Origin of the sequence: Halomonas nitroreducens (genome assembly GCF_003966155.1) — a bacterium.
Classification (GTDB): domain Bacteria; phylum Pseudomonadota; class Gammaproteobacteria; order Pseudomonadales; family Halomonadaceae; genus Halomonas; species Halomonas nitroreducens.
In genome coordinates, this window is record NZ_RXNS01000002.1 from 49100 (window position 1) to 73975 (window position 24876).

Annotated in this window: 24 protein-coding genes and 1 pseudogene; 5 read left to right on the forward strand and 20 right to left on the reverse strand. The window is 63.1% G+C overall.

The annotated features are described in order from the left end of the window. Position 1: 1 nt before the first annotated feature. From cas1e to cas3, 7 genes are read right to left on the reverse strand one after another with little or no spacing between them, the layout of a single operon-like run. Positions 2-922: a type I-E CRISPR-associated endonuclease Cas1e gene (gene cas1e, locus EKG36_RS02150; RefSeq protein ID WP_126480577.1), complete on the reverse strand. Its 921-nt coding sequence runs from the start codon at positions 920-922 to the stop codon at positions 2-4. A 24-nt stretch (positions 923-946) separates the two neighbouring features. Continuing rightward, positions 947-1639 (reverse strand): type I-E CRISPR-associated protein Cas6/Cse3/CasE, encoded by a 693-nt coding sequence (cas6e, locus tag EKG36_RS02155; protein ID WP_126480579.1) that lies wholly within the window; start codon positions 1637-1639, stop codon positions 947-949. Next, positions 1639-2394, reverse strand: a complete 756-nt coding sequence (gene cas5e / locus EKG36_RS02160) for a type I-E CRISPR-associated protein Cas5/CasD (RefSeq protein ID WP_126480581.1) — start codon at positions 2392-2394, stop codon at positions 1639-1641. Before cas5e ends, cas6e begins: the two co-directional genes overlap by 1 nt. 9 nt (positions 2395-2403) lie before the next feature. Continuing rightward, positions 2404-3477: a type I-E CRISPR-associated protein Cas7/Cse4/CasC gene (gene cas7e / locus EKG36_RS02165; protein ID WP_126480583.1), complete on the reverse strand. Its 1074-nt coding sequence runs from the start codon at positions 3475-3477 to the stop codon at positions 2404-2406. Between the two features lie 29 nt (positions 3478-3506). After that, on the reverse strand, positions 3507-4163 hold the full coding sequence (casB, locus tag EKG36_RS02170; protein ID WP_126480585.1) for a type I-E CRISPR-associated protein Cse2/CasB: 657 nt from the start codon (positions 4161-4163) through the stop codon (positions 3507-3509). Then, positions 4160-5848, reverse strand: a complete 1689-nt coding sequence (casA, locus tag EKG36_RS02175; protein ID WP_246007406.1) for a type I-E CRISPR-associated protein Cse1/CasA — start codon at positions 5846-5848, stop codon at positions 4160-4162. The genes casB and casA overlap by 4 nt, the downstream gene beginning before the upstream one ends. Beyond that, entirely contained in the window at positions 5829-8534 is a 2706-nt protein-coding gene (cas3, locus tag EKG36_RS02180) for a CRISPR-associated helicase Cas3' (RefSeq protein WP_126480587.1), read from the reverse strand. Before cas3 ends, casA begins: the two co-directional genes overlap by 20 nt. Positions 8535-8747: 213 nt before the next feature. On the opposite strand from cas3, the gene EKG36_RS21145 reads away from it, so the two are divergent. The 4 genes from EKG36_RS21145 to EKG36_RS02195 all read left to right on the forward strand — a co-directional run bounded on the left by EKG36_RS21145 (position 8748) and on the right by EKG36_RS02195 (position 11906). Beyond that, positions 8748-9263 (forward strand): helix-turn-helix domain-containing protein, encoded by a 516-nt coding sequence (locus EKG36_RS21145; protein WP_484103581.1) that lies wholly within the window; start codon positions 8748-8750, stop codon positions 9261-9263. Between the two features lie 241 nt (positions 9264-9504). Beyond that, positions 9505-9945 (forward strand): LexA family protein, encoded by a 441-nt coding sequence (locus tag EKG36_RS02185; protein ID WP_126480589.1) that lies wholly within the window; start codon positions 9505-9507, stop codon positions 9943-9945. After that, the gene (locus tag EKG36_RS02190; RefSeq protein ID WP_126480591.1) at positions 9942-11219 is read left to right on the forward strand and encodes a Y-family DNA polymerase; all 1278 of its coding nucleotides are present in this window, start codon (positions 9942-9944) and stop codon (positions 11217-11219) included. The genes EKG36_RS02185 and EKG36_RS02190 overlap by 4 nt, the downstream gene beginning before the upstream one ends. A 189-nt stretch (positions 11220-11408) precedes the next feature. Next, positions 11409-11906: a DUF2846 domain-containing protein gene (locus tag EKG36_RS02195; RefSeq protein WP_221766032.1), complete on the forward strand. Its 498-nt coding sequence runs from the start codon at positions 11409-11411 to the stop codon at positions 11904-11906. Positions 11907-12263: 357 nt separating this feature from the next. Here EKG36_RS02195 and EKG36_RS02200 read toward each other — a convergent pair whose 3' ends face one another. The 3 genes from EKG36_RS02200 to EKG36_RS02210 form a co-directional block, all read right to left on the reverse strand. After that, entirely contained in the window at positions 12264-12800 is a 537-nt protein-coding gene (locus EKG36_RS02200) for an SOS response-associated peptidase (RefSeq protein WP_246007407.1), read from the reverse strand. Between the two features lie 117 nt (positions 12801-12917). Further along, complete coding sequence (locus EKG36_RS02205) at positions 12918-13076, reverse strand: YqaE/Pmp3 family membrane protein (protein WP_126480595.1); 159 nt, start codon at positions 13074-13076, stop codon at positions 12918-12920. 81 nt (positions 13077-13157) lie between these two features. Then, on the reverse strand, positions 13158-13604 hold the full coding sequence (locus EKG36_RS02210; protein WP_126480597.1) for a ComEA family DNA-binding protein: 447 nt from the start codon (positions 13602-13604) through the stop codon (positions 13158-13160). A gap of 296 nt (positions 13605-13900) precedes the next feature. Between EKG36_RS02210 and EKG36_RS02215 the strand changes: the two genes are divergently transcribed. Further along, positions 13901-14581, forward strand: a complete 681-nt coding sequence (locus EKG36_RS02215) for an endonuclease (RefSeq protein WP_126480599.1) — start codon at positions 13901-13903, stop codon at positions 14579-14581. 305 nt (positions 14582-14886) lie between these two features. Here the strand turns inward: EKG36_RS02215 and EKG36_RS02220 are convergent, their stop codons facing one another. The 10 genes and pseudogenes from EKG36_RS02220 to EKG36_RS02265 all read right to left on the reverse strand — a co-directional run bounded on the left by EKG36_RS02220 (position 14887) and on the right by EKG36_RS02265 (position 24698). Then, a complete protein-coding gene (locus EKG36_RS02220) occupies positions 14887-15303 on the reverse strand; it encodes a cupin domain-containing protein (protein ID WP_185827455.1) in 417 nt (138 codons plus the stop codon). Between the two features lie 1440 nt (positions 15304-16743). Beyond that, the gene (locus EKG36_RS21050) at positions 16744-16944 is read right to left on the reverse strand and encodes a hypothetical protein (RefSeq protein ID WP_185827456.1); all 201 of its coding nucleotides are present in this window, start codon (positions 16942-16944) and stop codon (positions 16744-16746) included. Between the two features lie 2 nt (positions 16945-16946). Further along, the gene (locus EKG36_RS02230; protein ID WP_126480603.1) at positions 16947-17198 is read right to left on the reverse strand and encodes a transposase; all 252 of its coding nucleotides are present in this window, start codon (positions 17196-17198) and stop codon (positions 16947-16949) included. A 3-nt stretch (positions 17199-17201) separates the two neighbouring features. Continuing rightward, the gene (locus EKG36_RS02235) at positions 17202-18152 is read right to left on the reverse strand and encodes an IS481 family transposase (RefSeq protein ID WP_126480605.1); all 951 of its coding nucleotides are present in this window, start codon (positions 18150-18152) and stop codon (positions 17202-17204) included. Between the two features lie 83 nt (positions 18153-18235). Continuing rightward, positions 18236-18370: pseudogene (locus EKG36_RS20665) on the reverse strand (formyltetrahydrofolate deformylase); the annotation flags it as partial. A 4-nt stretch (positions 18371-18374) separates the two neighbouring features. Continuing rightward, complete coding sequence (locus EKG36_RS02245) at positions 18375-19079, reverse strand: succinate dehydrogenase iron-sulfur subunit (RefSeq protein ID WP_281274416.1); 705 nt, start codon at positions 19077-19079, stop codon at positions 18375-18377. Between the two features lie 31 nt (positions 19080-19110). Next, entirely contained in the window at positions 19111-19344 is a 234-nt protein-coding gene (locus tag EKG36_RS02250) for a hexameric tyrosine-coordinated heme protein (protein ID WP_126480609.1), read from the reverse strand. A gap of 184 nt (positions 19345-19528) precedes the next feature. Further along, a complete protein-coding gene (locus EKG36_RS02255) occupies positions 19529-22699 on the reverse strand; it encodes an efflux RND transporter permease subunit (RefSeq protein WP_126480611.1) in 3171 nt (1056 codons plus the stop codon). Further along, on the reverse strand, positions 22696-24084 hold the full coding sequence (locus EKG36_RS02260; protein WP_126480613.1) for an efflux RND transporter periplasmic adaptor subunit: 1389 nt from the start codon (positions 24082-24084) through the stop codon (positions 22696-22698). The genes EKG36_RS02255 and EKG36_RS02260 overlap by 4 nt, the downstream gene beginning before the upstream one ends. After that, the gene (locus tag EKG36_RS02265; protein ID WP_126480615.1) at positions 24081-24698 is read right to left on the reverse strand and encodes a TetR/AcrR family transcriptional regulator; all 618 of its coding nucleotides are present in this window, start codon (positions 24696-24698) and stop codon (positions 24081-24083) included. Before EKG36_RS02265 ends, EKG36_RS02260 begins: the two co-directional genes overlap by 4 nt. Between the last annotated feature and the right edge of the window lie 178 nt (positions 24699-24876).

Here is a 24876-nt window from a genome sequence, read left to right on the forward strand (position 1 = left end):
ATCACTTGCTCCGGTGCCCCTGGTCGCCAACAGACTCCGGCTCGGGAATGGCCGGCGGCATGGCCTCGGGCGCTGGGAGCGGTGGGGATATTTCGCCGGCCGCCAGCACCTCCTCGATCATCGGAATCAGGCGCTGCAGCAGCTTTGTCTGCTTGAAGGCATCACGGCAGGCGATGCGCACCTCACGTTCTGGCGCCAGAGGACTCCTCGCCGCTACCCTGAAGGCCGCCGGGACCACCGTCTCGAATTTCACGAGATCCGCAATATCGTAGACGAAACTCTGCGGTTTGCCGGTATGCAGGAAGCCGATAGCCGGTGCATAGCCCGCTGCCAGGATTGCCGCCTCGGTGATACCGTAAAGACAGGCGGTGGCAGCGGACAGGCACTGGTTGGCCACGTCTGAGGCGGACCACTGGGCTGGGTCATAGCGCCGACCATGCCACTTCACGCCATACTGCTTGGCGAGAAGCTGATAGGTCTTGCGGACCCGAGCGCCCTCCATGCCGCGGAGCTGATCGACACTACGCCGCGAAGGCGGTGGCTCGCCGAATCGAAGTTCGAACATCTTGCGCACAACCTTCAAGCGCAGCTGGTCATCCAGCGCTAACTGTGCCTGATAGAGCAGCTTGTCGGAGCGTGCCCCACCAGGTTGGCCGGCGCTATAGAGACGAACCCCGGCATCGCCAACCCAGATCAGCAGTGTGCCAACGACTGAGGCCAACTTGACCGCAGCATGCGAGATCCGGGTGCCCGGCTCAAGCAACAGGCAGGCCACCGAGCCAACGGGGATATGCATGCGCTCCCCATTGACCTCGTCGATGACGACGAAGGCTCCGTCACGCACGTCGATCTGCCCCATGCCGACGAAGATCATCGACATGCGGTCCTTCTCGGGGATGGGCTTGAGTGGAATGAATCCCATCTCGGCCTCCTTGCCCGGTGTCGATTAAGGTCGACGCAGCAACATCAAGCCACATCCGAAGGCCTTGGCACGCCCGACGCCCTGAGCCAGCATTTCGATCAATCGGCCCGGTTCGGTGACCTCTAGCAAGCCTTCATAGTCGACACTGGAAAAGCGGATGGGATGGCCCCTGTCCTTTGGCAAGGCATGCTGACGATAGGCTCCCACCTCGGGCTTAACCGGCAAGTGGAATCCCCAAAATTCGGCGCGCTCTGCCAGCCACCCACGCGCAGCCTCATCCATCGCCTCGATACAGGCCTGGCTGGTCCGCTCCTTGCCCACCTCGAAGGGGTACTTAGCCGCCATCAACACATCGGCACGCTGCCCTCGCTTGCCTGCCACCGACTTCGCGACGGTAGGATTGGCCCGCAGCCGGAAGGCGAGCTTATCTCCTGCTTCCAAGGCCGGCGCGAACGGCTTGCACTGCGTTTCAAGCAAACGGGGGATGGGCACCGGTTCGCGATCGGACAACACATAGAAAAGCGGCAAGCCCCTCGGCGCCCCTCCCTCTTCGGGTTCGTCCATTTCCTGGCGAAACAGGAACGGTCGCGGCCCCTGGTGCTCCGGGAACAACCGCCAGAGCAGCTGGTGGGCGCCATAGGCCTCACCGCCCATGATCTCAAACAGGGTCTCACGAGACAGGCCGTTGAGATCGACACGTACACGAGAAAGGTACATTAGCGTTCCTCCCTAGCCCGTATTACGCGGCGGTATTCGACGCGCGGCCCGAACTGCCAGCGGCGGCGATTGAGTGGCATATCCCAGACCTCGCTAGACTCCACGCCCTGACCGTTGCCATCCAGGACATCTGCAGCCCCTTCCCAGGCATAGAACTCGTTTTCCGGCAGTCTCAGGGCCCTGCGCTCGTCACCCGCATTCTTTCCGTATAACGGAGGAAATTCGGCATCCAGGGCTTCTCGCAGCTGGGCGAATGCTTCTCGACGCGGCGCGAGCGGAGCCCCCGGTGGGCACGCCTTCCGCCCCAGATAGAGCGGGAAATGCGGTGCCTTGAGTGCCCGCTCCAGGTCTTCGAGCGTCAACTCCGCCTGAGGCGTCAGCCAGACGGCGACTGTCCAGAGCCCGTCGCATCGGTAATCACGGCTGGAAAGAATAGTGTTGATGACCTTGCGCGGGGCACTCAATTCATCCCGCCGAGTACGGTACGTCACCTTGGATTGCGATGCCGGCACCTGCACGGTGTGGTAGTCGCGCATAAGGCTGCCAGGGGAACGCTGCTTGATGGCGATACTGACGCTATTGCGCAGTTGGCGTTGTCCCGAATCATCATCCCGACGCACCCCCAGCGCCGCGCCAAGCAACCCGATGATGGCACTGCGCCCCGGGTAAGTGGCGGTGGGGCGCGACTCACCCACCGCCGCCTCGCCCCAGCTGGCGAGAGGCGCATAGAGCCGAAAGACCAGATACTCCATCATGTCGGCTCCTTACTGCTCATTGGCCAGAAAGTCAGCCAGCTCGGTGAGGTTCCCCATGGCGACACCGCCGGCCAGACGCGGCTCCCGGTAGTCGGGGTCGGCGACCAAAATGAAACGACGTTCGGCGCCCGGGCCATAGGCATCGTCGAACGCCTGCGCCTGGCGCTCTAACCGGCTGATGGCATCCAGCGTCTGGTCCTGTCCCGAGACAGGACGCAGGAAAGCGGCCGAGAGTGAACGTGGCTGCTGGTCGCCTTTCTCGGCCAGTACATAGCTCGCGTGGGCGCGGGAGCCGAAGCTGTTCTGCTTGCCCTTGGGCGAGGTCTTCACGGCCGCCTCCACCAGGGCAGCGATGGCCCGATCGGCCAGGGCATCATCACCGTTGAGGTTCTCGATCAGCTGACGTCGATCGATGCACACATAGCTATAGAACAGGCCTGCGCCGAACCCAGCTTCGCCGACGTGCGCCGCCCCGCGATGCTCATCGCCAGTGTTCAGGTCATCCACCGCTGTGAAGTAGTCGTCCTCGACTTCGGCGGCATGCACGGTGATCGCATGGGCGACCTGGCAGGCGGCCTCGACGTTGAAGGCCGGAGACGCCGCCAGCATGCGGCCGAACAACGCAATATCGACGGCCGACGTCCTGTGGCGCAGCAGATCGAGATCTTCCTTCTCCGGCGCACGGTTTTCGTCGGCCAGCCTCTCGACCAACGCATCGACCGCGGCCTGCTCCTCGGGGCCGACGTGGACCAGCTGGCTGGTTTCCAGCTCGCCCTTGGCCACCTCGCCGAAGACCTTGGCGATCTCCGTGGCCCAGGCACGGGCATCTTTCTCTTTCACGCCCTTTTCCCACAGGCATTTCTCGGCCTCGAGACCCACGCGCTTGGTCCGCATGCCGCGATGCTGCCCCACGGCTTCCTCGAACATCGCCGAGGTGCGCCAGGTACGCTTGAGACTCTGTGACGAAACGCGCAGGCGCTTGGCGCCCCCCATGATCGCGGTCTTGGGCCGGCCCAGATCGTCGCGGTTGAGATTGGCGGGTGGATAGGCGGTCAGCAGGTGCAGTTGGATGAAGTGGCTCATGTGCTTGGTTCCTAGTTCTGATTGACGAATCACTGGTTGTCTTGTCGATAGCCGGCCGTAGCGCCGAAATAGTCGTTGGCCCACACGAAGCCCAGTCGCCGGGTGGGTTGCGGCGAGGACCCACCTTGATATTCACGCCACCACAGCGCGATGTTGTCGGCCAGATGCACGACGCTGACGCCCCGCTTGTCGATCAACGCCAGGGCACGGCGCAGACGCTGCACCAGCTCCTCCGGCGTACGAGACGTCATCAGTTGCTGGAACCGCAATTCGCTCATGCATGGCTTGCCGGTGTCGCGCTTCTGCCGACCGAGGCCAGCTCCCAGCGGCATATTGGGCTGTTCCTCGCGAAGCTCGGCCACCACCAATGCGATAGATGCCCAGGCCTGCAACCGCTGGTCCCGCGGTCTTTCCGGCTGATCGTCTGTCGCCGGCAATGAGCTCCATAGATGCCGGAAGGCCTCCGTCAGCATGGCGGCTTCGATGGTGTCGCAGCGACGCAGTGTCGCCCGAATGCCCTTGGGCCAAGGCGGGGCATCGGTATGGGCCTTCAACGCCTCAGCGGAAAGTGTCAGACGCTGCCACCAGCGCCGCAGGGCACCCGCTTCCCTTGGCTTGATGGCATACAGCCATTCGTTGACGCGCGACGGGGCCTCCGCCGCGGGTGCGAGTTCCGGTTCACTCATGACACACCCTCTTCTGTAGCTGCCGGCTCGGGGATCAAATCGAAGCCGCCGGTCTCGGCAAATTGACGAATGACTTTGCTGCCCTTGCTACGACCGGACAGAAAGCCCTGCAACTGACGCCTTGCCGCGGTCGCACGCTGTAGGTCCACCGCCTCCAGCGCCCCGCTCAGGGCCTGCTCCTCGAATAGCGCCACTCCCTCACGCTTCAAGGTCCGGTACCACTGCTCGGCCACCTTGGAAGGCAGACACGGCGTGCCATCGGCCTCTGCCAGCGTCTGCTGGAAGACGAACAAGGCGTGAAAAAAAGCATCGCGGGTGGCGTCGTAGAAGGCCAGATCGATATGGCTCATGTCGCCCTTGGCATCGGAGGGGCGAGCGAACCAGGCATTCTTGACCTGGGTGCGCACCATCCAGGCCACCTGGCGAGCCAAGTCGGTGAAGCGCTGTACCCACTCACGCAGCCGCTCGTGGTGAGCGGGAGGCACGGCGACCAGTGGCATCTCGACGCTGTACCAACCCCGGGGCTTCATGTTGTCCATGTCATAGCCGAAGGCCCACAACCGGACATGCTTGAACAGGGCGTCGATCTCTTCCCCGAAGCGGCGTTCCTCGTCGACGGCCACCACCTTTTCCGAGACATAGTGCTGCACCACCAAAGCGGGCAGCGCGCCGCTGGTGTCGGCATCGTGCAATACCAGGTTCGACCAGTGCTGATAGCCCAGCCCGCCCGACTGCCCCTTGGTGGATAAGGGCGGCTCATTGGGCTTCTTGGGATCACGACGGTAAGGCGTCAGCGGGTGCAGCCAGGGCCCGTCGTAGTTGGGGCCCTGCTTCTTGCCACGGATGCGACGCACGGCGCGAGTGGTTTCCCGCCCACAGATGTCGCAGCGACACGCAGTGTCCTCAAACAGCAGCCGAAAGCGGCGCGGCATCGACCAGTAGGGATGCAACGCATGCATGCCCTCGGGGAGGACCTCCGTGCCCTTTTTGTCGCTGACCCGGGTCGGCGCCATCCAGAGGAACAAGCTATCGTCATCGGCGCGTGGCGCCTGCCATGACTGCCCGGACCGCGCCAGCGCCTTGGATGTCACGACGTTCAGCCACAAACGAGGCCACAGACTGGCATCAGCTGCCTCAGGCAATACAAGCGTGGTCAGCGGCCCACCTCCTCGCAGGCCGACGCGAATGCCCGCCCCGCCGGCAGGGGCATTGATCTGAATGGTAAACAGGGCCAATGCCGCGCAGTCCTCGCACATCGACTCGGCACGCCCACGCTTGACGAAGAAGTCGGTGTTGTTCTTGATGCCGTTCGCCCCCGGCGCATCGATCAACAAGCCGCTAACTGTGCCGTCCTTGACGTCATCGAGAGGATCGAGATCCTGCATAAAGCGGGGACCATCGCCATCCAGCTCAAAGGCCGCGCCAAAAGGTGCGAAGGCGGCTCCCAGCTCATTGACGCTAGGCGGCTCGATAAAGCGGACCAGCCAGTCGACGTGATCCTGCGGCGGCAACGCGGTCTGCAATAAGCCGATCAGGAACTGATAGGCGGCGCCCTGAAAATCCGCTCGAGGTAGCACCAGATCGACGATTTCGGGATCGGCTACCGCAGTGGGCGGGCGATAGACGATGGCACCTTCCCAGGTGCGGAAAGGCAGCCATGGACTTTTAAGCAGATTCACATTCATCCCCCTGGTTATCCGTATTGACTGAAAACAGCACGCCCCACCGCGCGTCATAGGAACAGGCGGTATCGGACTCGACCAGCCAAGGCTGAGTGAAACACAGCGCCTTGTAATGTTTCTGGAGGGCTTCCCATTGGGTCTGGTGGTCGGCCGGCAAGCCCGCCAGCTTCTCTGCCTGGCTCTGGCGCAGCTTGACCTGGCTGAGCATGGCGGCGTGGTGCTCCCCCTCGGTCCATAGCGTCAGCTCACCATCGGCCATGCATTTGAGCAGTGCGACGTTTACCGTGGGCTCATCGATCAGGCGAGTGCCGATCTCCTGCTGCTCCTGCCATTGATCGAACTCGGGATGACATAGATAGCCCTGCTCGAGTGACAGTGAATTGAAGTTGGCCATCGAGACGGCCACTCCCTGCATGCCGCGTTGCTCCCACCTCGCCTCCTGCAAGCCATCCGGTATCAAGTCGGCGACCTCGCCGTAGACGCTCTCGATCAGCGTCCGCGCCTCATCGGGCATGCGGATTGCGCCCAGCTCGCGTAGCACGCGCTGGGTCAGCCACACCAGGGAGGTATCGCGATATACCGCCTGGGTCCCTGGAAGAGTGCGCCTAAGCCACTGGGCATCCGGCGAGTCGCTCCATTCCGGCGCCAGCACAGCAAGCACGGGGGCGCAACGCAGGCCACGCACATGTCGCTGCAGCCGCCCGGCACGCTGGACCAGCAGATCAATGGGAGCGAGATCGCTGACCATATGATCGACATCGCAATCTAGGGATTCCTGGAAAACCTGGGTGCTGATCAGTACCTGGCCACGACGCTGATCGGGGGTGGAGGCCTTGCCCAATCGCTCGATGACATCCGACTCAAGGCGTTGACGATCGGCCATCACGAAGCGGCTGTGGAACAGCAGGCAGCGCTCGGGATCGGGATGGTGCTGACGTATCTGCTCATAGGCACGAATGGCATCGTCCACGGTGTTGCGGACCCAGGCGACGCACTCCCCTACCTCGAGTGCCGCCAGTACCGTCTCGAGCGCCTGCTCTTCCGTGGCCAGCCAATCGATGCGCACTTCGCGTGACACTTCGGAGCGAGTGGCCAAGGGGACTTCCCGCTCCATCTCATGGCCGATCTGGGTCAACAGCGGGAATGTCTCTTCTTGCATCGAGGCCGGTGCCTGTCCCAGTCCTTCCTTCCATGCCGTGGCCAGGGCCTCGCGCATGGCGCGTGGCATGGTGGCTGTCAGCAGGATGGCGCTCCCCCCCTGACGCGCATGATGGGCCAGCAGCTGATTGAGCAGGGTCTGCATGTAGTGGTCGTAGGCATGCACCTCATCGACGATCAGCACCTTGCGTGCAAGGCCATATAGGCGCAGCGACTGGTGCCGAAACGGCAGCAGCCCCATCAGCGCCTGGTCGATGGTACCCACCCCCACATCGGCCAAAAGAGACTTCTTGCGTGAATCGGCCAGCCAGCGGTTGCAGCGCGTCGTGGCCGTCATGTCATCGGCGGTATAGTCTCGGTCTTCCGGCTGCTCCGCGGCCACGGCCTTAACGAAGGTATCGTTCAGTTCGCGAGCGCCATGGGCCAGCACGAAGGAAGGGCGAGACGACGCGGCATAGAAACGTTGATGCAGATTCCCCAGTCGCTCATACATGGCATTGGAGGTCGCCATGGTTGGCAGGGCGAAATAGAGCCCCTCGCCATGCCCCGCCGCCAGCAGGCGCTGGGCGAGGATGCAGGCCGCCTCGGTCTTGCCGGTGCCGGTCACGTCCTCAAGGATGAATAGCTGGGGGCCGTCGCCGATGGGCAGGGTTTCGGCTTCCCGCTGCAGCGGGGTCGGCGTGATTGACTGGCTGCCGAACCAACTGGCCAGCCCGACATAGGGCACCGGCTCGGGAGGCTTTGCAAAGCCGCTCTCCTGCAACGCTTGCTCGGCACGTTCGAGCGCGATGGGCCAGTAATCGGCCAGCGGCATCGGGCCTTGGCAGTATGTGAAATGGTCGCGATTCGAGCCCAACCAATCGCTGAGGGTGGCCCAGCCCGCGACCGTCCAACTCAATTCGAGAAAGGCTTCCCGCCACTCGGGGCAGAGTAGTTGATCGACCGGCCAGTCGAGGTCGGTCAAGTCGGCCCAGTCGGCGACGAATCGGCGGGCGGCTTCACTGTCCGAGGCGCAATCGTCGTGCCCGAAGAACTCCGTCGGCTCCAGCCGGCCGGCCTCCACTGGCTGGCCATGATGGCCAAACATCGGGGCCAGGATGACCCGCAACGTCTCGCTGAGCTGTCGACGCGCCTTGCGATCGAGATCGCGGTCAGGCCAGCGCAGCGTGCCGTCCTGCAGCCACTCGATCCAGCAGGACTGCCATAGCAAGGCCCCTAGCCGGTCATGGCGCTCGTTATAGGCCAACCGCTCGATTGGGGGCGCCAGTTCGACACCATCCGGCCGGGCCACCCCCTGAAAGGCACGGGCGAATTTGCCGAGATCATGCAGGCCTAGAAGAAAGACGAAGAATCGTCGCAAGGAGTCGGGAGGTAGACCGAGCTGGCTGGCCAAACGCTGGGTCAGGGGTCGTTGAGGCTCGAGCAGGTACCAACCCACAGCCCCCACATCCAAACTGTGGTATGGCAACAGATGGCAGCTATCGCCCCTATCCTCCGGCTTGGCCTTACCCCAGTAGAGGTAATACGACATCCTTGTCCCTCGCATTATCTTGTCGGCTATTTCATACAAGCATTCTTAATCACCCCCTGCCACCCTGAAGATTCATCCATAATACTTATCAACCCGGTCTTGACTTGGATCACCCACGGATCCGGACTGGCCACCACGGACGCAGATCTCATGAACACTCTTACTCCAATCCCCTGGGAAAGCCTGGCTCGTTACCGGCTGATCTAGATCCTGGTGTTCTGGGAGGGCCAGGTGGTGGCCTCACAGATCGGTGAAGCGTTCGGCATCGGCCGTCAGCAGGCCCAGAAAGTGCTGCGTCGCTACCGGGAACACGCACCGGACAACCTGACCTACGACGAGTCGCGGCGCGGCGCGGCTTCCTGCACATGGGCCGTTTTCCTAGCGCCTTGCCCAAGGCAGGGTCGAGTATTACCCACTTCTGATGGGCTCCTGCCGGACGCCAGACTCTCCCTTCTCCGGGCTGGGCATCGGCCCGGTCACGACCAAAAAACGTTGCCGCTTCCGACTCAACTGGTGCCACCACAGAGGGTGCGAGGTCGTCATGGCTGCCCGAGAGGGCAGCGTCGGGAGATCACCTACGTTTCCTTCTTCCGCGCCGCCGGCGAAAAGCGGGTCATTGTTCCCCATACGCTGGTGTTTGCAGGAGGACGTTTGCATTTGAAGGCCTCCTTCGAGAAGCACTGCGACTATCTGGAATACATTCGCTTCCTAGATCCCCCTACCAGATAGCAGCTTGTCTTGAAGTGCGTCAGGTCATAGCCCTCCAGCGCGGGGTGGTCGATGCCCAGACATGCCGGGCCCAGGTAGTTCAATCGCATATCGTCCCTGCCAGTTCTGATTGCTCCCCAGCCGCGCCATGCCGGGCCCGGCTGCCCTGCGCCCCTCGTGTTTGTACATATTAGCGTTTGCCTAAGGGTGCGCCGGTGTCGAATACTGTATAAACAATCAGTATTTAGCAAGAGACCATGCCATGCGTGTCCCCGAGATCTACCATCCCCACCCGGCACCGCCGTACCGCGCCCTGCCCCACCCGCTGGCCACCATTCGCGCGGGCATCTCCGGCTTTCCCTCGCCGGCAGAGGACTACGTCGGCCGCACGCTCGACCTCAACGAGCGGCTGGTGAAGCGCCCCTCGGCCACGTTCTTCATGACCGTCACTGGCGACAGCATGGTCGACTTCGGCATCCAGGACGGCGACACCCTGGTGGTGGACCGCTCCATCGACGCCCGGCCCGGCCACATCGTCGTCGCCCTGGTGGATGGCGAGGTGATCGTCAAGCGTTACGAGATGATCGGTAAGCGGCCCTACCTGTGCTCCGGCAACAGCCGCTACACGCCGATCCCGGTGGCGGACCTGGACTGCCAGGTGTGGGGCGTGGTGCGCTCAGTGATTCACGAGTACCCCGTATGATCGGCCTGGTGGACTGCAATAACTTCTACGTCAGCTGCGAGCGGGTCTTCCAGCCGCGACTGGAGGGCGTACCCGTGGGCGTGATGTCCAACAACGACGGCTGCGTGATCGCTCGCTCCAACGAGCTCAAGGCCCTGGGCGTGGAGATGGGCACCCCAGCCTTCGAGCTGCAGCAGTGGGTCAACCAGGGCCGCATCCACCTGCTCTCCTCCAACTACGAGCTCTACGGCGACATGTCCGCCCGGGTGCGCGAGGTCCTTGAGGAGTTCTCCGCCGGCGTCGAGCCCTACTCCATCGACGAGATGTTCGTCCTGTTCGACGGCTTCGATGCGGCCACCACCCGACAGCTGGCACGCACCCTCTACCGCAACGTGCGCCAGTTCACCGGCATCCCCGTCTGCGTGGGCGTGGCGCCCACCCGCACCCTGGCCAAGCTGGCCAACCGCGCCGCCAAGAAGCTGCCGGAGTACGGTGGCACCTGCGTGATACCCGCCGACGGCGCCGAGACACGCCGCCTGCTCGAGCGCACCGCCCTGGGCGACGTCTGGGGTGTCGGCCGGCGGCTAGTCGAGCGGCTGGCCCTCCAGGGCATCGAGACCGCCTGGGATCTCCGCCAGGCCGATCCCAAGGCCATCCGCCGGCGCTTCTCCGTCACGCTCGAGCGCACGGTACGCGAGCTCCAGGGCATGCCCTGCATCGAGCTCAACGACGCCGACCGGCCACGCGATCGCATCATGACCTCGCGCTCCTTCGGCCGCCACACCGGCGACTTGGGCGAGCTGCAGGAGGCGATCCGCCAGCATGCTCAGCGCGGTGCCGAGAAGCTGCGCCGGCAGGACAGCCTGGCCCGCGCCATACTCGTCTTCCTCAAGACCAACTGCCATCGATCGGACCTGCCCCAGTACTCCCCCAGCGTCGTGGTCGAGCTGCCCGAGCCCACAGACGACAGCCGACCGATTCTGGCCGCCGCCCATCAGGGCCTCGAGGCGATCTATCGCCGCGGGTACCAGTTCATGAAAGGTGGGGTGATGTTGTTCGACCTGGTGGACGCCAACCGCCAGCAGCTCTCGCTGCTCGACACGCCCGAACGGGCCGCCCAGCGTGATCGCGATCACCAGCTAATGGCCGCCCTGGACGAGCTCAACCAGAAAATGGGCCACGGCACCGTGCGTCTCGGCATGCCAAGCCAGAACGCCGCCTGGCATCTGCGATGCGCTCACCGCACTCCCCGCTGGACGACCAACTGGCTCGAGCTACCCAAAGGCGCCACTTGACGCCCTATAAGCCAAGGCTAAAGTAAAGCTCGGGCTTGCCGATCAGACACTCTGGTCAGCGAAGACACTGCCCGCAGATCGAGCGATAGGTATGACCTCCCCTCGTGATGAGATGGAGGGAAACAGCCTCTTGCCGACTGACAAAGGGCTTTCATAATGAGAGCCGAAAAAAATCATAAGGAGTTGTTCATGAACGCAGGAAACGCGCGGGTGATGGGTTACGGCAAGCTAGTGCTGGCAATGCTGGTGTTGGTGCTGATGACGGGCTGTGTGGCCAAGGCGCCCTCCTCGGCCAACATGCAAGCTGATCTGCAGGGCTACACCCTCCCCCAGCAGCCGGCGGCCGATGAAGGCATGGTCTACGTCGTGCGCCCTGAGATGGTCGGCACGCTGGTTCGCTTCAATGTCTTTCTGGATGACAAGGCGGATACCTCCGAGGTTGGTTACAACCGGGGTAACCAGCACATCTACTTCCCCGTCGAGCCGGGCCAGCACACCGTCTACTCCAAGGCAGAGAACTGGGCCTCCATCGATATCAATGTGGAACCCGGCAACACCGTGTTCCTTCGCCAGCACCCGAAAATGGGCCTGCTGATGGCCCGCAATACGCTCTCCCTGCTGGATGAGTTGGAAGGCACCTACTTCGTCAAGGAAACCGGGCTGGGAACCCTCAAGCCCGCCGAGTAATCCCACCGGCTCGAGGGCCTTGCCGACCTTGCTCGGCAAGGCCTGCCTCCCCAACCCTCCACCACCTCACGGCACGAATCGTCGTACCAGCACAGAGCCCATCGTCGATGTCCTACAGTCGCCGCCTGACTGCGTTGCATACCTTGAAGGGGCAACAGGGAAGGCCAGGCCATGCCAGAAATCACACTGATGCCAGTACCCAGGGGGGCGCTGGGTGATGATGTGCCCGTGTGGCGCCACGGAGATCCGCGCGAAGGACGGCCCACGCTGGGCTGCGTTCGACCTGGAGAAGACCGATAGCAGGCGATATCGCATCACCTGCCAGGCCTGCGGCCACATTACGGAGCACTACTCGAATCAGGAAGCGATGGGCTCGATCAAGTCCGCATCATCGTGAGTGGGCTTGTTGACCCTCGTGCTCACCGGCCAGTGGGTTAGCATGTCGGCAGGCAGATGGTGCACAACCTGCCGAATCGTCTCGCGGTCAGTCAGGTGGGGGTCGAGCCAGGACTCGAGGCTCTCCTCGTCCAGGGCCAGTGGCATGCGCGGGTGAATCTCCTTGGCCACACCGCGGGCCGGCTCGGTGAGCATGGCACAGCCGGGCTTGCCGTCCGGCCGCTCGCTCCAGATGCCCGCCAGCCAGATCGGCTCGCTATCCTCGCGGCACAGCAAGTGCGACTGCTTCCTGCCGTCCACCGGCAGCCACTCGTACCAGCCGTCCGCCGGCACCAGGCAGCGGTGATGGGCGAACGCCCCTTTGAAGTAGTTGGAAGTGGCCACCTTCTCGACGGTGGCGTTGATGGGCTCGGGCGCTTTCTCCTTTGCCCAGTGCGGCCGGTAGCCCCACCACACCTGGTCCATCACCAGTGGTGCGTCATCGCTGGGATGACGCACCACAGTGATCCAAGTGCCCGGCGCCACGTTATACCGGCTTCGGGTAAGGGCTATAGAGGGCAAAACGTCCACACATGAGATCAGCATAGCCGGCCCCGCCGAACCAGCACTATCGCCTCACCGCCGTGCGATGATCCACACCGCGTGAACAATACCGGGAATGTAGCCCAGCAGCGTCAGCAGGATGTTGATCCAGAAGTGAAGGCCGAGGCCGACCTGGAGGAAGACGCCCAACGGGGGCGGGAGAATCGACAGTATAATTCGGATCACGTCCATGAGAAGATTCCTTGTTGATAGTCAGAGGCTTGGGGACTATGTCGACCACAACGGGGCTAGGAATGTTCCAAGTGCCAGCGGTCAGATGCAGAGCAGCCCGCTGTCACGTATCTCTTCCATCCGGGCAGGGCCAATCCCGGCGATTTCTACCAACTCATCAACCGATCCCCAATTCCGGCCGTCGATGATGTCCTGAGCGCGGGCCGGACTGACGTTCGGCAACTCGTCGAGTTTGCTGGCTCGCGCGCTGTTTAGGTCAATACAGTCACTGGTGCTGGCCACAGCATCGCCAGCTGGTGACACGAATCCTGGAGTCGCATCACCAAGTGTGAGATAGATCGGCGCGTGGTCGGAAACCACGGTACGGACCGTCTCCTGGCTCATGTCCAGCAGTTCAGGGAACCGAACAATGCTGCTGTTCGTCACGTCGAGGGCGCTCTCGTCGAACCAGTGATTGTCATTGAGACCGCCCTGCATTTCGCCAGGTACAGGGTCAGGACTGACGAGGTCGGTGAGGATACATGCCAATGCACGGTGCTAGAGGTTATGGCTACCGGACCAGGAAATGAGTGATTGAATGGGAACTACTCAATGGTAGAGTCACAGCTACCGTGGCATCCCTTCCCCTATCAGCACCCTGCAAGGCCCTCTGTCTCACAATTCTTGGATTGTCTCACACCGCCATTGGAAGTCGTTGAACGATCCAGCGCAAGCGCCACGACAAGATACCGGACAGGAACCCAGCATCACTCCCATCCGGCCGACCATCAGGAGGCACCATCGGGCTGCTACACTCCGGGCATTGGCTGCCGGGGAGCACAGGGATGCGCCTACCAACGATCATTACCATCACCCTGCTGGCCATGCTGCCTTCCTTGGCTGGAGCAGAGTTCCCCTCCTCCTTCTCGGCCGCGAAGCGACTCGCAGAGCAGGAGATCTACCATGACCGGGAACTCACCTTCTACTGCCAATGCGCCTTCGACTTCGAGGAAGGGCCGGAGCTCGCCAACTGTGGGTATGAGGTGCGCAAGCAGCAGGAGCGCGCCTCTCGCATCGAGTGGGAACACGTCGTCCCTGCCTACGACTTCGGACGGCAGCGTCAGTGCTGGCAAGAAGGCGGACGTGATCTCTGCCGCTCCGATGACGAGGTGTTCCGTCGGGCCGAGGTCGACCTCCACAACTTGGTACCATCGGTAGGCGAGGTGAACGGGGATAGGTCAAACTTACGGTATGGCATGCTCACTGGCTCGGATGCATACCAGTACGGCCAGTGCCAGGCCCAGGTATCCTTCGAAGTCGACGCCTTCCAGCCTCCTGCCTATGTCCGAGGTGATATTGCTCGAACCTACTGGTACATGCGCGACACCTACGGCATTCGTATCAGCCGCCAGCAACAGCAGCTCTTTAATGCCTGGCCGAATCAGGATCCGGTAGATAGATGGGAGCGCGAGCGGAACCGATGGATCACGGCCATCCAGAGCAATAGCAACCCCTACGTGAAATGATGGCGTCACCCGTATATTAATGGGTCATCAACCCACAACTCTGCCAGTATTACCCCCTACCCTCCTTAGCTTACTGCCATGCTTGATATTCCACCCCTCTAGGGTAGAAGCATATACAGCATATGCGATCCGCATGTTTACTGGCGTGACGGCGGGGTTTTGCGTGACCTCTAGGAAAGAGGAGGGCAGATCAATCTTCGAAGTATGATAAGGAAAAAGTGTGATCTACCCTCACTCATGAAAAGCATGGAAAGCAACTCCCCCTCAGGGCTTAGCACCAGCGCTACTGCCGCGAGTGGGAACACCTATTCCTGCGGCTCCTCCTCAAGGAATGCCTCCTCTGTAGGGCTGATCTGGAATACCACTGCTCGGGCAGGTTTATCGGTCGTGTTCAGTGCCCGCATCCGGGCATCCAGGGGTTCGGCAATCGCTTCTCCTGCCTTGATCGTCTTGCTTTCACCTTCCACCTCGAGCACCACCTCGCCTTCTTCGACATACACATAGACTGGACTAGGATGGTTGTGCCATGCCGCTGCCGTATGCGGTTCCATCGTGACCCTGACCACCCGTACCTCTTGAGCACCGGCGGACAGCTCAACTTCATGTGCTAGCACCTGTTCCAATTCCGAGGCGGGCTTATCGATTTCCGTCAGATCTTGCGCCAGGCTCATGGATGAGGCTGTGGCAAGAACAGCAACAGCAGCCAACGTCATCAGTTTCATCGTTTCCCCTCCCCTATGGATGATGTATAACTTCATCCTGCTACCGCGACTGAAACATGCGGCGATCCGCAATCTCACTATAGCCAAACGGAAATAAGTGATCATTCCGTGATGTGGCGGGCTCCCGTGCCTCTACTAGACCATGCGCCGATGATGGCAGTATATGGGCATCCATCCAGAGCCAGCAGCCGGAAAGCCGCGCCACTGCTGGCCTGATCAATCACCTACCTGCCCCGCCCTACCCCATCAAATGGCATAGAATGGCGTCCGGTTTGCCCCATTCATGCCCCATGGAGCGCCAGCCCTCCTCGCACACTGCGGGTCGTCGATGTCCTACATCACGTCGGACCGATCACCGACCACTCAGCCTCATTGATCACGTGGCTGATGCCGGACCCAACCGGGCGATGGGTAATGATGTGCCCCTGCGGGACAACGGAGATCCGGGCCGCCCCCGGGCCCGCCTGGCAGGATTTCGAACTGCGCCAGCTCGAAGCTCACCGGTACCGGGTGACATGTGCTTCCTGCGGGCGGGTCACCGAGCATGTCATGAGCCATGGTGTCGCAACCGCGAGGGCCGCAGGCCCTTCTTGATCACATTGCAGTGATGGCACAGGTTCCGAGCGAGGAAAAGGACGACGCCGACCTAGCAAGGGTTGCCATTCATATCAAATGTGTAGAACATTAACGCTTCATCATAAATCAAGGAGGATGAATTGATGGATCAATTACAATGCCCTCACTGTATGAGTGACGTACCTCGGGGAGCCAGCGTTTGTACAGGATGCAAAGCAGAGGTAAAATATGGCTCCCCGAGCATTGCCATTGCTGTTGCTATCGCCCTTCCTCTATTCATTGCCTTTCAAGCTGGACAATTTGCCAATGACATGTGGAAACCAGCTGGTTGGCCTGTCCTGATTGCCACTTTGACGGTGCTCCTCTTTTTCAGTACGAAGGTCTGCAAACGAATCTTCGCTGAACGGGTCATCTTCAAGCGGTATTTTCGAAGTTGAGAAATCGGCCTGATCGGTTCGGCATACTTACTGCCCTTTCGATTGACACCACGGCTCGCAAACTTGTGTATTCAGAGAGAGACGTCGGACTGACGGGCCGCGTTTAAGCTCCTCTCACGGTTAGTCATCCATCTGCAGCTGGTATCCAGGCAACCCGGTCTATCAGCTGGATCGCAGGGAGGGCGTCTGAAGAGTGGCACGGCAGAAAGTGGCCGCACCAGTTCAAATGGTGCGGCCGATGCCATGCTGAAACAACTGTGACCGTTGGGTCCTTGCCATCCCTGGCGTCGGAATCGTCCAAGGCTCACACCCTTTGTGACGTGAAGGAGATCGAACCGTCACGCTTTCAGCGTAGGCCAGACGTTATGTGCCTGATGCAGGACATTGACGATCAACCATGTGCGAATATGATCACTCTAAGATGTGATCAGGACCGGCCCTTTATTGACAGAGCTCTTCTGGATCTGACCTTCCCCCTGGTTATTTTCCATCCACAATGTGAGAAACCGCTCCTTCCTGCACACCGCTGGATATAGGCGACGGGAGGCAGATAACCCAGCGCGCTTTGCAGTTTGACATGGTTGTAGCAGCCTCTCCATTGGCCGATTTCATGCCGGACATCGGTCAAGCTCAGAAACCAGTGCTGATTGAGGCAGGGGCATCGCGGAACTTTCCGTTGAAGCTCTCGGTGAAGACATTCTGTGTCGTCTTGCCCGTTTGGATGAAGGCCAGCGCCGCCTTCCGTTCACGCGCCCAGAAGAATATCGCCTTGCTGGTCAGCTCGGGGCCATTATCACAGACAATCGAAACGGGCAGAGTGCGCTGCTGCGCAATGTCGTCCAGGAACCTGGCCAGCCGCCGCCCGGAAATGGACGTGTCCACCAGCTAGCTGTGTAAACCCACCAGGTTACTCACGGAATGCCCCAGCCGGCTAATGGGAGGTTGGTAGTTCAGGCTGGCATGGGGCCGATGCCAGTTGTATTGGTGGAGCCAGACGGGCAGATGCTTGCCTCGTGCCTCCGAACTCTCGTAGCGCCACGCATAGGCCCGCTCGCGCAGAGCGGTTTGAATGAACCGTTCTGCCTTGCCATTGGTTCGGGGCGTGTAAGGCTGGGTGCGCTTGTGCTTCAGCCTCAGTCGCCGGCATAGACGGTGGAACGCCTTGGATCGGTAGCAGGCGCCGTTGTCGGTCAGCACACGCGTGAAGCGAACGCCCAGTCGTCGGTAGTACCGCACGACCTCGAGCAGGGCATAACACGCACTCCAGCCGGTTTCATCGGGATAGCGGGTGCCGTAAGCCACCCGCGAGTGATCGTCGATGGCGATGTGAACATACTCCCAGCCAGCCCCACGGGTGGCCTGTTGTCGATCGCCGGTGACGCGATGCCCGGGACGCTCGAAGCAACCGAGCTTCTTGATGTCCAGGTGCAGGAGATCGCCCGGCGCCTCATGTTCGTAGCGATTCGCGGGACGGGCAGGCGCCAAGGCCGAGAGACGGTTCAGCCCCTCGCGCGCGAGGAGGCGCGCGACGGTGCTGAGTCCGATGCTCAGCAGATGGGCGATCTGGCGGTAAGTCTGACGCTGCCGGCGGCGCTCGATAACCTGCTCGCGGAGCTCATCCGGAGTTGCACGAGGACAGCGGCCCGGGCGAGACGAGCGGTTCTGGAGTCCCGCGGCACCTTCCTCCCGGTACCGGCGTAGCCACTTGTAGACCGTTCGAACACTGACCCCTTGAGCCTGGGCGGCCTCCTCTGGGCGAAGCCCTTCCTCAACGACTCGATGGACCAGCAGGGCTCGACCATGAGGAGTGAGACGGGCATTCTTATAGGTGTTCATCCGGGCCTCCTGGAGGTTGGTTTGGGTCGCACCTCCAATTGTCCGGGTAGGTTCCGGATGAACAACCTATCGAGAGATCACACCTAGCGGCTGAACACTACCGTACGGCGCTTGTGCAGGAAGACGCGCCGCTCGACGTGGTAGGCCACTGCCCTGGCCAGGGTCAGACACTCGATATCACGTCCCTTGGCGACCAGGTCCTCCGGGTAGTCGGCATGGCTATCAGCTGCCGCGTGCCAGCAGCATCGCCTTGATCCGGCCGATGGCGCGCATCGGGTTGAGCCCCTTGGGGCAGACCCAAGTACAGTTGGCGATCTGTCGGCAGCGGAACACACTGAAGGGATCATCCAGCGCCGCCAGGCGCTCGTCGGTGGCCGTGTCGCGGCTGTCGACCAGGAAGCGATAGGCCTGGATCAAACCGGCCGGGCCAATGTATTTTTCGGGGTTCCACCACCAGGAGGGGCAGGCCGAGCTGCAGCAGGCGCAGAGAATACATTCGTAGAGGCCATCGAGCTTCTCGCGTTCTGCGGGACTCTGCCGACGCTCCATGGCCAACGGCGGTGCGTCGTTTATCAACCAAGGGCGAACCTTCTCGAACTGGCGGAAGAACAGCGTCTGATCCACCACCAGATCGCGGATCACCGGCATCCCGGGCAGCGGCCTCAGGGTGAGGGTGCCGGCACGCCCCAGGACCTCGGCCACCGGCGTGATGCAGGCCAAGCCATTCTTGCCGTTGATGTTCATGCCGTCGGAACCACACACCCCCTCGCGGCAGGAGCGGCGATAGGTCAGGCTTGGATCCACTTGCTTCAAGTGCTCGAGCACGTCCAGCACCATCGCCTGGCGAAACTGCTCCTCGACCTCGCACACTTCCATTCGAGGCTGGGCATCGGTCTCTGGATGATAGCGGTAGAGGCGTACCTTGATCATGGGATCTAGCTCCCGGCAAGCAGGGATGTCACTCTCGCCAGTAGTCGTTGGCCGCGACGATGGTCTGGAAGTGGGTGGCGATGACGTGCGACACCGTGACCAGGCTATCAGCATCCTCGGCGTATTCGGGTCGTTGTGCTCTGCGAAACTCGACGTCGAGCTGGGTAGTCGCCACCCCTTTCTGGGACAGGGTCACGGCCAGGGCGAAGCCCTCCCGCGGCGTCGCGGTGATCAGGCTGGGCAGCCAGGGCGCCTGAACCATCGCCAGCTCAAATTCCTGGGCGCTGACGCCACCCAGCAGCAGAGCGGTGACATGAGGCTACATGCGAGAGGCGGCGCGACGTGATCTGATCATCGGATTGGCTCCTCGATATCTTTCACGCTCCAGAGATTGGCGCCCCACGGCGGCGTGAGGCGCCTTTTATAGATGCATTTATTTTTACCACTTAAAGACTAGACGCTGGCTCCTGGGGGGCAAGGGTTCCAGGATGCCCCGGCCCCGCATACGGACCTTGCTTCAGGTGGTGGCCAAGATCATGGGTCCAGCCCCAGTCGTCGAACAACACATAGAGCGCCGGGATCACCAGCAGCACCAGCACGGTGGCACTGAGCAGCCCGAATACCACCGCGATCACCAGCGGCTTGATGGCATCCGCCTGGGTGCTGGTCTCGGCCAGCAACGGCAGCAGGCCGGCGATGGTGGTGGTGGATGAGATCAGGATGGCGCGCAGCCGGTCGCGGCTCGCCTGGCCGGCCGCGGTAACGGCATCCCGCCCCTGCCGCCGGTACCCTTTGATGAACTGGATCAGCAGGATGGCGTTATTGACCACGATGCCGGCCAGCGAGGCCGCACCGATCAACGAGGGCATGGAGAGGTAGTAGCCCATGGCCACGTGACCCCAGAGGGCCCCGATGAAAGCCAGCGGAATGGAGAGCATGACGATCAGCGGTTCGATGTAGCTGCGGAACTGAAACGACAGGATCACGAAGATCCCCACCAGACCGATCAGCAGGCCGCGACCGATGGAGCCGCCGGTCTCTGCGGAGCTCGCCACCTGACCTTCGAAGGTCACCACCACCTCGGGATGACGGGCCTCGAAGTCGGCCAGCCAGCCGCTGCCGATCAGGTCGTCGACGATGGCTTGGCCGCTGGCCTGGTGGGCCTCAACGTTGGCCTCCACGGTTACCGTACGCCGTCCGTTGATGCGGGTGATCCGTGCCCACTCGCGGCGTTCGTCCATATCGGCCACCACCGAGAGCGGCACCCGACTGCCGTCGGGCAGCGTCAGGATCTGGTCCGCCAGGTCGTCGAGGCCGTCGCGGTTGGTCTCGGCCTGGCGCACCAGCACCTCGATCTCCTGTTCGCCGATGCGCTGGGTGTCGGCGATCTCGCCGAGCAGGGCGGCGCGCAGTTGACCGGCCACCTCCTCGGCGGTCAGTCCCAGGCCGTGAGCGCCCGGCGCCAGGGAGTAGGCGCGCTGGGACTTACCCAGGCGCTGGTCGTCCATGACGTTGTAGACCGCCGAGTAGCCCTCGAGGCGCTCGGTCAGTTCCCGCGCGGCCGCCTGCATGACGTTCAGATCCTCGCCGGTCAGGCGCACCTCCACCGGCACGCCGGCGGGGCCGAAGCCCGGCTCCTGGATGATCAGCCGCTGCAGGCCCGCGATCTCGCCGATCGCCTGGCGCCAGTCCGTGATGAGCGTGTCCAGCGTCACCGAGCGTTGCTCGGCAGTCAGCAGGTCGACGCTAACCGTGGCCACGTGGGGCCCCGCCTCCCGTGCGCTGGCATTGTGGTTGAAGCGCACCTGGATCGCCTCCACCAGCGCCGCGCCTTCCGGTTGCTCGGGTGAATAGCGCGCGTCGAGCTCACGCATGGCCGCTTCCACCCGTTCGGCCACCGTCTCGGTGCGTGCCAGGGGCGTCCCCTGGGGCATCAAGATACGCGCCTCGAGCACGTCGCCGTCGATGTCGGGCATCGCCTCGGTGCCGAGATGGCCGCCGGCCATGAAGCCGACGGAGGCCAATATCACTGCAAGCACCAGACCCAGCACCGCATGGCGGAAGCGAATGGCGTGGTCGGCCAGCCGCCCCACCCCCTCGCGGAAGCGCTCGAAGCCGCGGTCGAAAGCGGTGCGCAGGCGCGAGTCATGGCCCTGCTGGAGGTGTGTCACACTGCCCTTGAGATGATGCGGCAGGATCCAGAACGCCTCGACCAGGCTCGCCGCCAGGGCGGCGATCAGCACCACCGGCAGCACCTCCAGCACCGCCCCCAGCTCGCCGGCCAGGAAGGAGAGCGGCACAAACACCGAGGCAGTGGTCAGGAAGGAGGACAGCACCCCGGGCAGCACCTGGCGGGTACCGGCCACCACCGCCTCCAGCGGTGAGGTACCCTCGCCGGGGTGGGCGGCGATGTTGTCGGTGATGACGATCGCGTCGTCCATGACGATGCCGATGGCCATCAACAGCGCCACCAGTGTGATCATGTTGAGCGACAGCCCGGTCAGGCCCATCACCAGGAAGGCGCCCATGAAAGCGGCAGGCAGCCCCAGCACCGCCCACAGCGCCAGGCGCGGGCGAAAGAAGAGGCTCATCACCAGCACCACCAGCACGAGCCCCATGAGGCCGTTGGCCACCAGCATCTGCAGGCGATCACGCACGATGCTGGTCATGTCCTGGGTAAGCGTCAGCGAGACACCATCGTCGAAGCGGCGGCGCTCCGCCTCGAGCAACCCCTCGAGATCCTCCTTCACCGTCAGGGCGTCGTCGCGCAGGCTCTTGCTCACCTCCAGCACCAGCGCCGGCTCGCCGTTGAAGCGAAGCTTCTCCTCCTCGCGCTCGCCGGTCTCTCTCAGAGTGGCGATATCGCCCAGGGTCAGCTCGCCGCCGGCCGGGTCGGATATCACCACCAGGCTCTCCAGCTCGGCGAGCGAGCGGCGCTGGTCGGTGAAGCGCAGCAGGATGTCGCGCTCGGGGGTCTCCAAGGTGCCCAACGGCAGGTCCAGGCTCTGGGCGGAGATCCTCCGCGCCAGCTCGCGGGCCGAGAGGCCATGCTGGGCGAGCACTTCGCCGGCCACCTCCACCTGCCACTGACGCTGAGACATGCCGTGGATGGCCAGGTCCGCCACCCCGGGCAGCGCCATGATGCGCTCCTCCAGACGCAGTGCGTACTCCTCGAGCTGGCGCATCGGCATGGGGGCCGACACCGCCACCGCCGCCACCAGGTCGCTGCGGTTCAGCTCGCGTACCACCGGCGGATCGGCCCGCGCCGGGAACTCCGTGATGGCGCTCACCTCGGTGTCGATCTCATTGAGAAAGCGCAGGGCATCGCCGCCGGCCTCCATGGTGGCGGTGGCGCTGGCCAGATTATCCTGGGCGACACAGACGAATTCGTCCAGGAACTCGACGCCCTTGACCGCTTCGTGCAGGCGCCGACACACGGCGTCCTCCACGTCGGCGGCACTGGCCCCGCGGTAGACCACCTCCACCGACACCTCCACCGGACGATAGTCGGGGAAGGTCTCGCGCTTGAGCGAAGGTGCCGAGAAGAGCCCGGCAGCCACTAGCAGCACCAGCAGCAGGTTGGCCGCAGTCGGGTGGGCGGCGAACCAGCGGATCATGGCTGCCCTCCCTCGCCCCGGGTCCATTCACCCAGTGCCCGAGCGGCGACGCGCGCTTCCAGAGTGTCGTCGCGGCGTGGCTCGAGGCGCATTCCGGCGATCGCCGTGGGCAGATCATCAACCACCACCTGGTCGCCGGGGGCCAGGCCTGCCTCGATCACTGCCAGGTCGTTCTGGGTGAAAGACACCTCGATCTGGCGTCGCTCGAGGTGATCCTCGTCATCGACCCGCCATACCTCGCCCAGGTGCACCGCGCTGGCCGGTATCACCAGTCGCGGGCCGGGGCTCGGCGCCGATAGCTGTGTGCGTACGTACATGTCGCGCTGCAGCGGCGGTCGATCCGGCGGGCGGGCATCGCGGTAGGGATGCTCTACCTGCACCACGGCGCGCACCGTGCGGGTGGCCGGGTCCAACCCACTGGCCACGCGCACCAACTTGCCGGACCAGCCCACACCTTCGGCCCCGACCAGGGAGAGCTCGGCCTCTACCGCCGAGAAGTCGAGCTGTTCGTTGAGCTCCGGCCCTTGGCCGAAGGGCCTCTCGGGCAGAACCGCCCCGAGCAAGCGACGCATCATGGCAATGGGAATGTGCGCCTCCACCTCGGCGGCGGCCAGGCTCTCAGCCTGGAACAGCCGTTGCCCTACCGCCACGAACTGGTGGCGCTCGACTTCCACCTCGCCAAGACGCAGGTCGTAGGGCGCCTCAAAACGAGTGTCGGCGAGGTCTTCCCGGGCCTGCGCCAGGCGCACCGTGGCACGCTCTCGCTGGGCCGTTAGGACCTCGTGCCGTGCCGGCATCAGCGCCAGGGTGTTCTCCAGCGAGGCCACTGCCTGGCGCTGCCCTAGGGTGCTGCGCCGCTGCGCGTCACGCCGCGAGGTAGAGACCGAGCCGGAGGCTGCCAAGTTCTCGATGCGGGACAGCTCCTGCTCGGCCAGGTTGAGTGCTTCTTTCTCCAGCGCCAACAGGCGGCGAGTGTTCTCCTCCTCGACCGCGAGCTGGGCCAATTCGCCGGCCAGGCTCGCCAATTCCGCCTCGGCCTCGGCGATGGCCAGCTCATAGCGGCTCGAGTCCAATGCCACCAGCAGGGTGCCCTCGGGCAGCAGGGTACCGCTCTCCAGCGCCGGGTGGCGCTCGATCACCCGACCGGCCACATTGGCCACCGCCTGCCAGGTCTCAGCAGGTCGCGCCAGACCGTGGCCGCGGGCCTCCAGGCGCAGGGCCAGCGGCCGGGCCTCGATGACTCGTACCGGAGTGGCGGAGACTGGCGCCTCCTGCCGCTCGGGGGCCTGACGATTCGCCACAAAGAAGACCAGCAGCGCCACGCCCAGGATCATGCCGACCAGCATCGCCATCCCCCGCCCCCGCCGCCGAATCCAGGGCCTCATGCATCACCTCCCACCGTCGTGCGGATGCCGTGCCGATAGAGCTCGAAAGCCGCCGGCGCCCGCTCGCCGATGCTGGCCACGTCGTCGGCGATTAGCGACTGCATCACCAGCCCCTGCAAGCAGCCGATGAATTGGGTCGCTGCGGCATCCAGGTCGAGCCCGGGGCGCAACCGGCCCTGGCGCCGAGCCTCCTCGAGCAGGCCGAGCAGGCGTCGCTGATAGCGTTTCATCAGGCCTCTGACCATTCGGCTGGCGATGGTGGGTCGAGGATGCTGCAACTGGGCCATCAGCAACCGCGGTACGCCGGGATGCTCGGCGATGAACGCCACATGGGCCAGAAACATCGCCTCCAAGGCGGCGAGAGGATCCTCGGCGGCCTCCGCAGCAGCACCGACCCGCGCCATCACCTGATCGGTGACCCAGGCCACCACCGCCGCCCAAATGGCATCCTTGTTGGGGAAGTGACGAAACAGCGCGCCCTGGGTGACCCCCATGCGCTGGGCGATGCGTCCGGTGGTCAGGGTGGCGGGCTCCTCCTCGCTGCAGAGGGTGACGACCGTCTCCACGGTGCGTTCGCGACGCTCCTTGGCGCTGAGGTGTTGGCGTTCCGACATACTGGAATCCCAAAAGATAGTAACTAGTTACTATCTAGCACGACAACAACGCCTCTGCCAGTCGAATCAGCAGATGCCTGATCACAGACAAGCCGCTGAAGAAACAGTCTTCTTGTTCTGGCTGAACCGGGACATTTCTACGAATCAATGGATGACAAAGCCGAACCCGACTTTTCTA

Excerpts from the sequence above, each read along its gene's own strand:
- cas1e (WP_126480577.1), bottom strand. The coding sequence starts at position 922 with ATGGGATTCATTCCACTCAAGCCCATCCCCGAGAAGGACCGCATGTCG.
- cas6e (WP_126480579.1), bottom strand. The coding sequence starts at position 1,639 with ATGTACCTTTCTCGTGTACGTGTCGATCTCAACGGCCTGTCTCGTGAG.
- cas5e (WP_126480581.1), bottom strand. The coding sequence starts at position 2,394 with ATGATGGAGTATCTGGTCTTTCGGCTCTATGCGCCTCTCGCCAGCTGG.
- cas7e (WP_126480583.1), bottom strand. The coding sequence starts at position 3,477 with ATGAGCCACTTCATCCAACTGCACCTGCTGACCGCCTATCCACCCGCC.
- casB (WP_126480585.1), bottom strand. The coding sequence starts at position 4,163 with ATGAGTGAACCGGAACTCGCACCCGCGGCGGAGGCCCCGTCGCGCGTC.
- casA (WP_246007406.1), bottom strand. The coding sequence starts at position 5,848 with ATGAATGTGAATCTGCTTAAAAGTCCATGGCTGCCTTTCCGCACCTGG.
- cas3 (WP_126480587.1), bottom strand. The coding sequence starts at position 8,534 with ATGTCGTATTACCTCTACTGGGGTAAGGCCAAGCCGGAGGATAGGGGC.
- EKG36_RS02185 (WP_126480589.1), top strand. The coding sequence starts at position 9,505 with ATGCGTGTCCCCGAGATCTACCATCCCCACCCGGCACCGCCGTACCGC.
- EKG36_RS02190 (WP_126480591.1), top strand. The coding sequence starts at position 9,942 with ATGATCGGCCTGGTGGACTGCAATAACTTCTACGTCAGCTGCGAGCGG.
- EKG36_RS02195 (WP_221766032.1), top strand. The coding sequence starts at position 11,409 with ATGAACGCAGGAAACGCGCGGGTGATGGGTTACGGCAAGCTAGTGCTG.
- EKG36_RS02205 (WP_126480595.1), bottom strand. The coding sequence starts at position 13,076 with ATGGACGTGATCCGAATTATACTGTCGATTCTCCCGCCCCCGTTGGGC.
- EKG36_RS02215 (WP_126480599.1), top strand. The coding sequence starts at position 13,901 with ATGCGCCTACCAACGATCATTACCATCACCCTGCTGGCCATGCTGCCT.
- EKG36_RS02220 (WP_185827455.1), bottom strand. The coding sequence starts at position 15,303 with ATGAAACTGATGACGTTGGCTGCTGTTGCTGTTCTTGCCACAGCCTCA.
- EKG36_RS02235 (WP_126480605.1), bottom strand. The coding sequence starts at position 18,152 with ATGAACACCTATAAGAATGCCCGTCTCACTCCTCATGGTCGAGCCCTG.
- EKG36_RS02250 (WP_126480609.1), bottom strand. The coding sequence starts at position 19,344 with ATGGTTCAGGCGCCCTGGCTGCCCAGCCTGATCACCGCGACGCCGCGG.
- EKG36_RS02255 (WP_126480611.1), bottom strand. The coding sequence starts at position 22,699 with ATGATCCGCTGGTTCGCCGCCCACCCGACTGCGGCCAACCTGCTGCTG.
- EKG36_RS02260 (WP_126480613.1), bottom strand. The coding sequence starts at position 24,084 with ATGAGGCCCTGGATTCGGCGGCGGGGGCGGGGGATGGCGATGCTGGTC.
- EKG36_RS02265 (WP_126480615.1), bottom strand. The coding sequence starts at position 24,698 with ATGTCGGAACGCCAACACCTCAGCGCCAAGGAGCGTCGCGAACGCACC.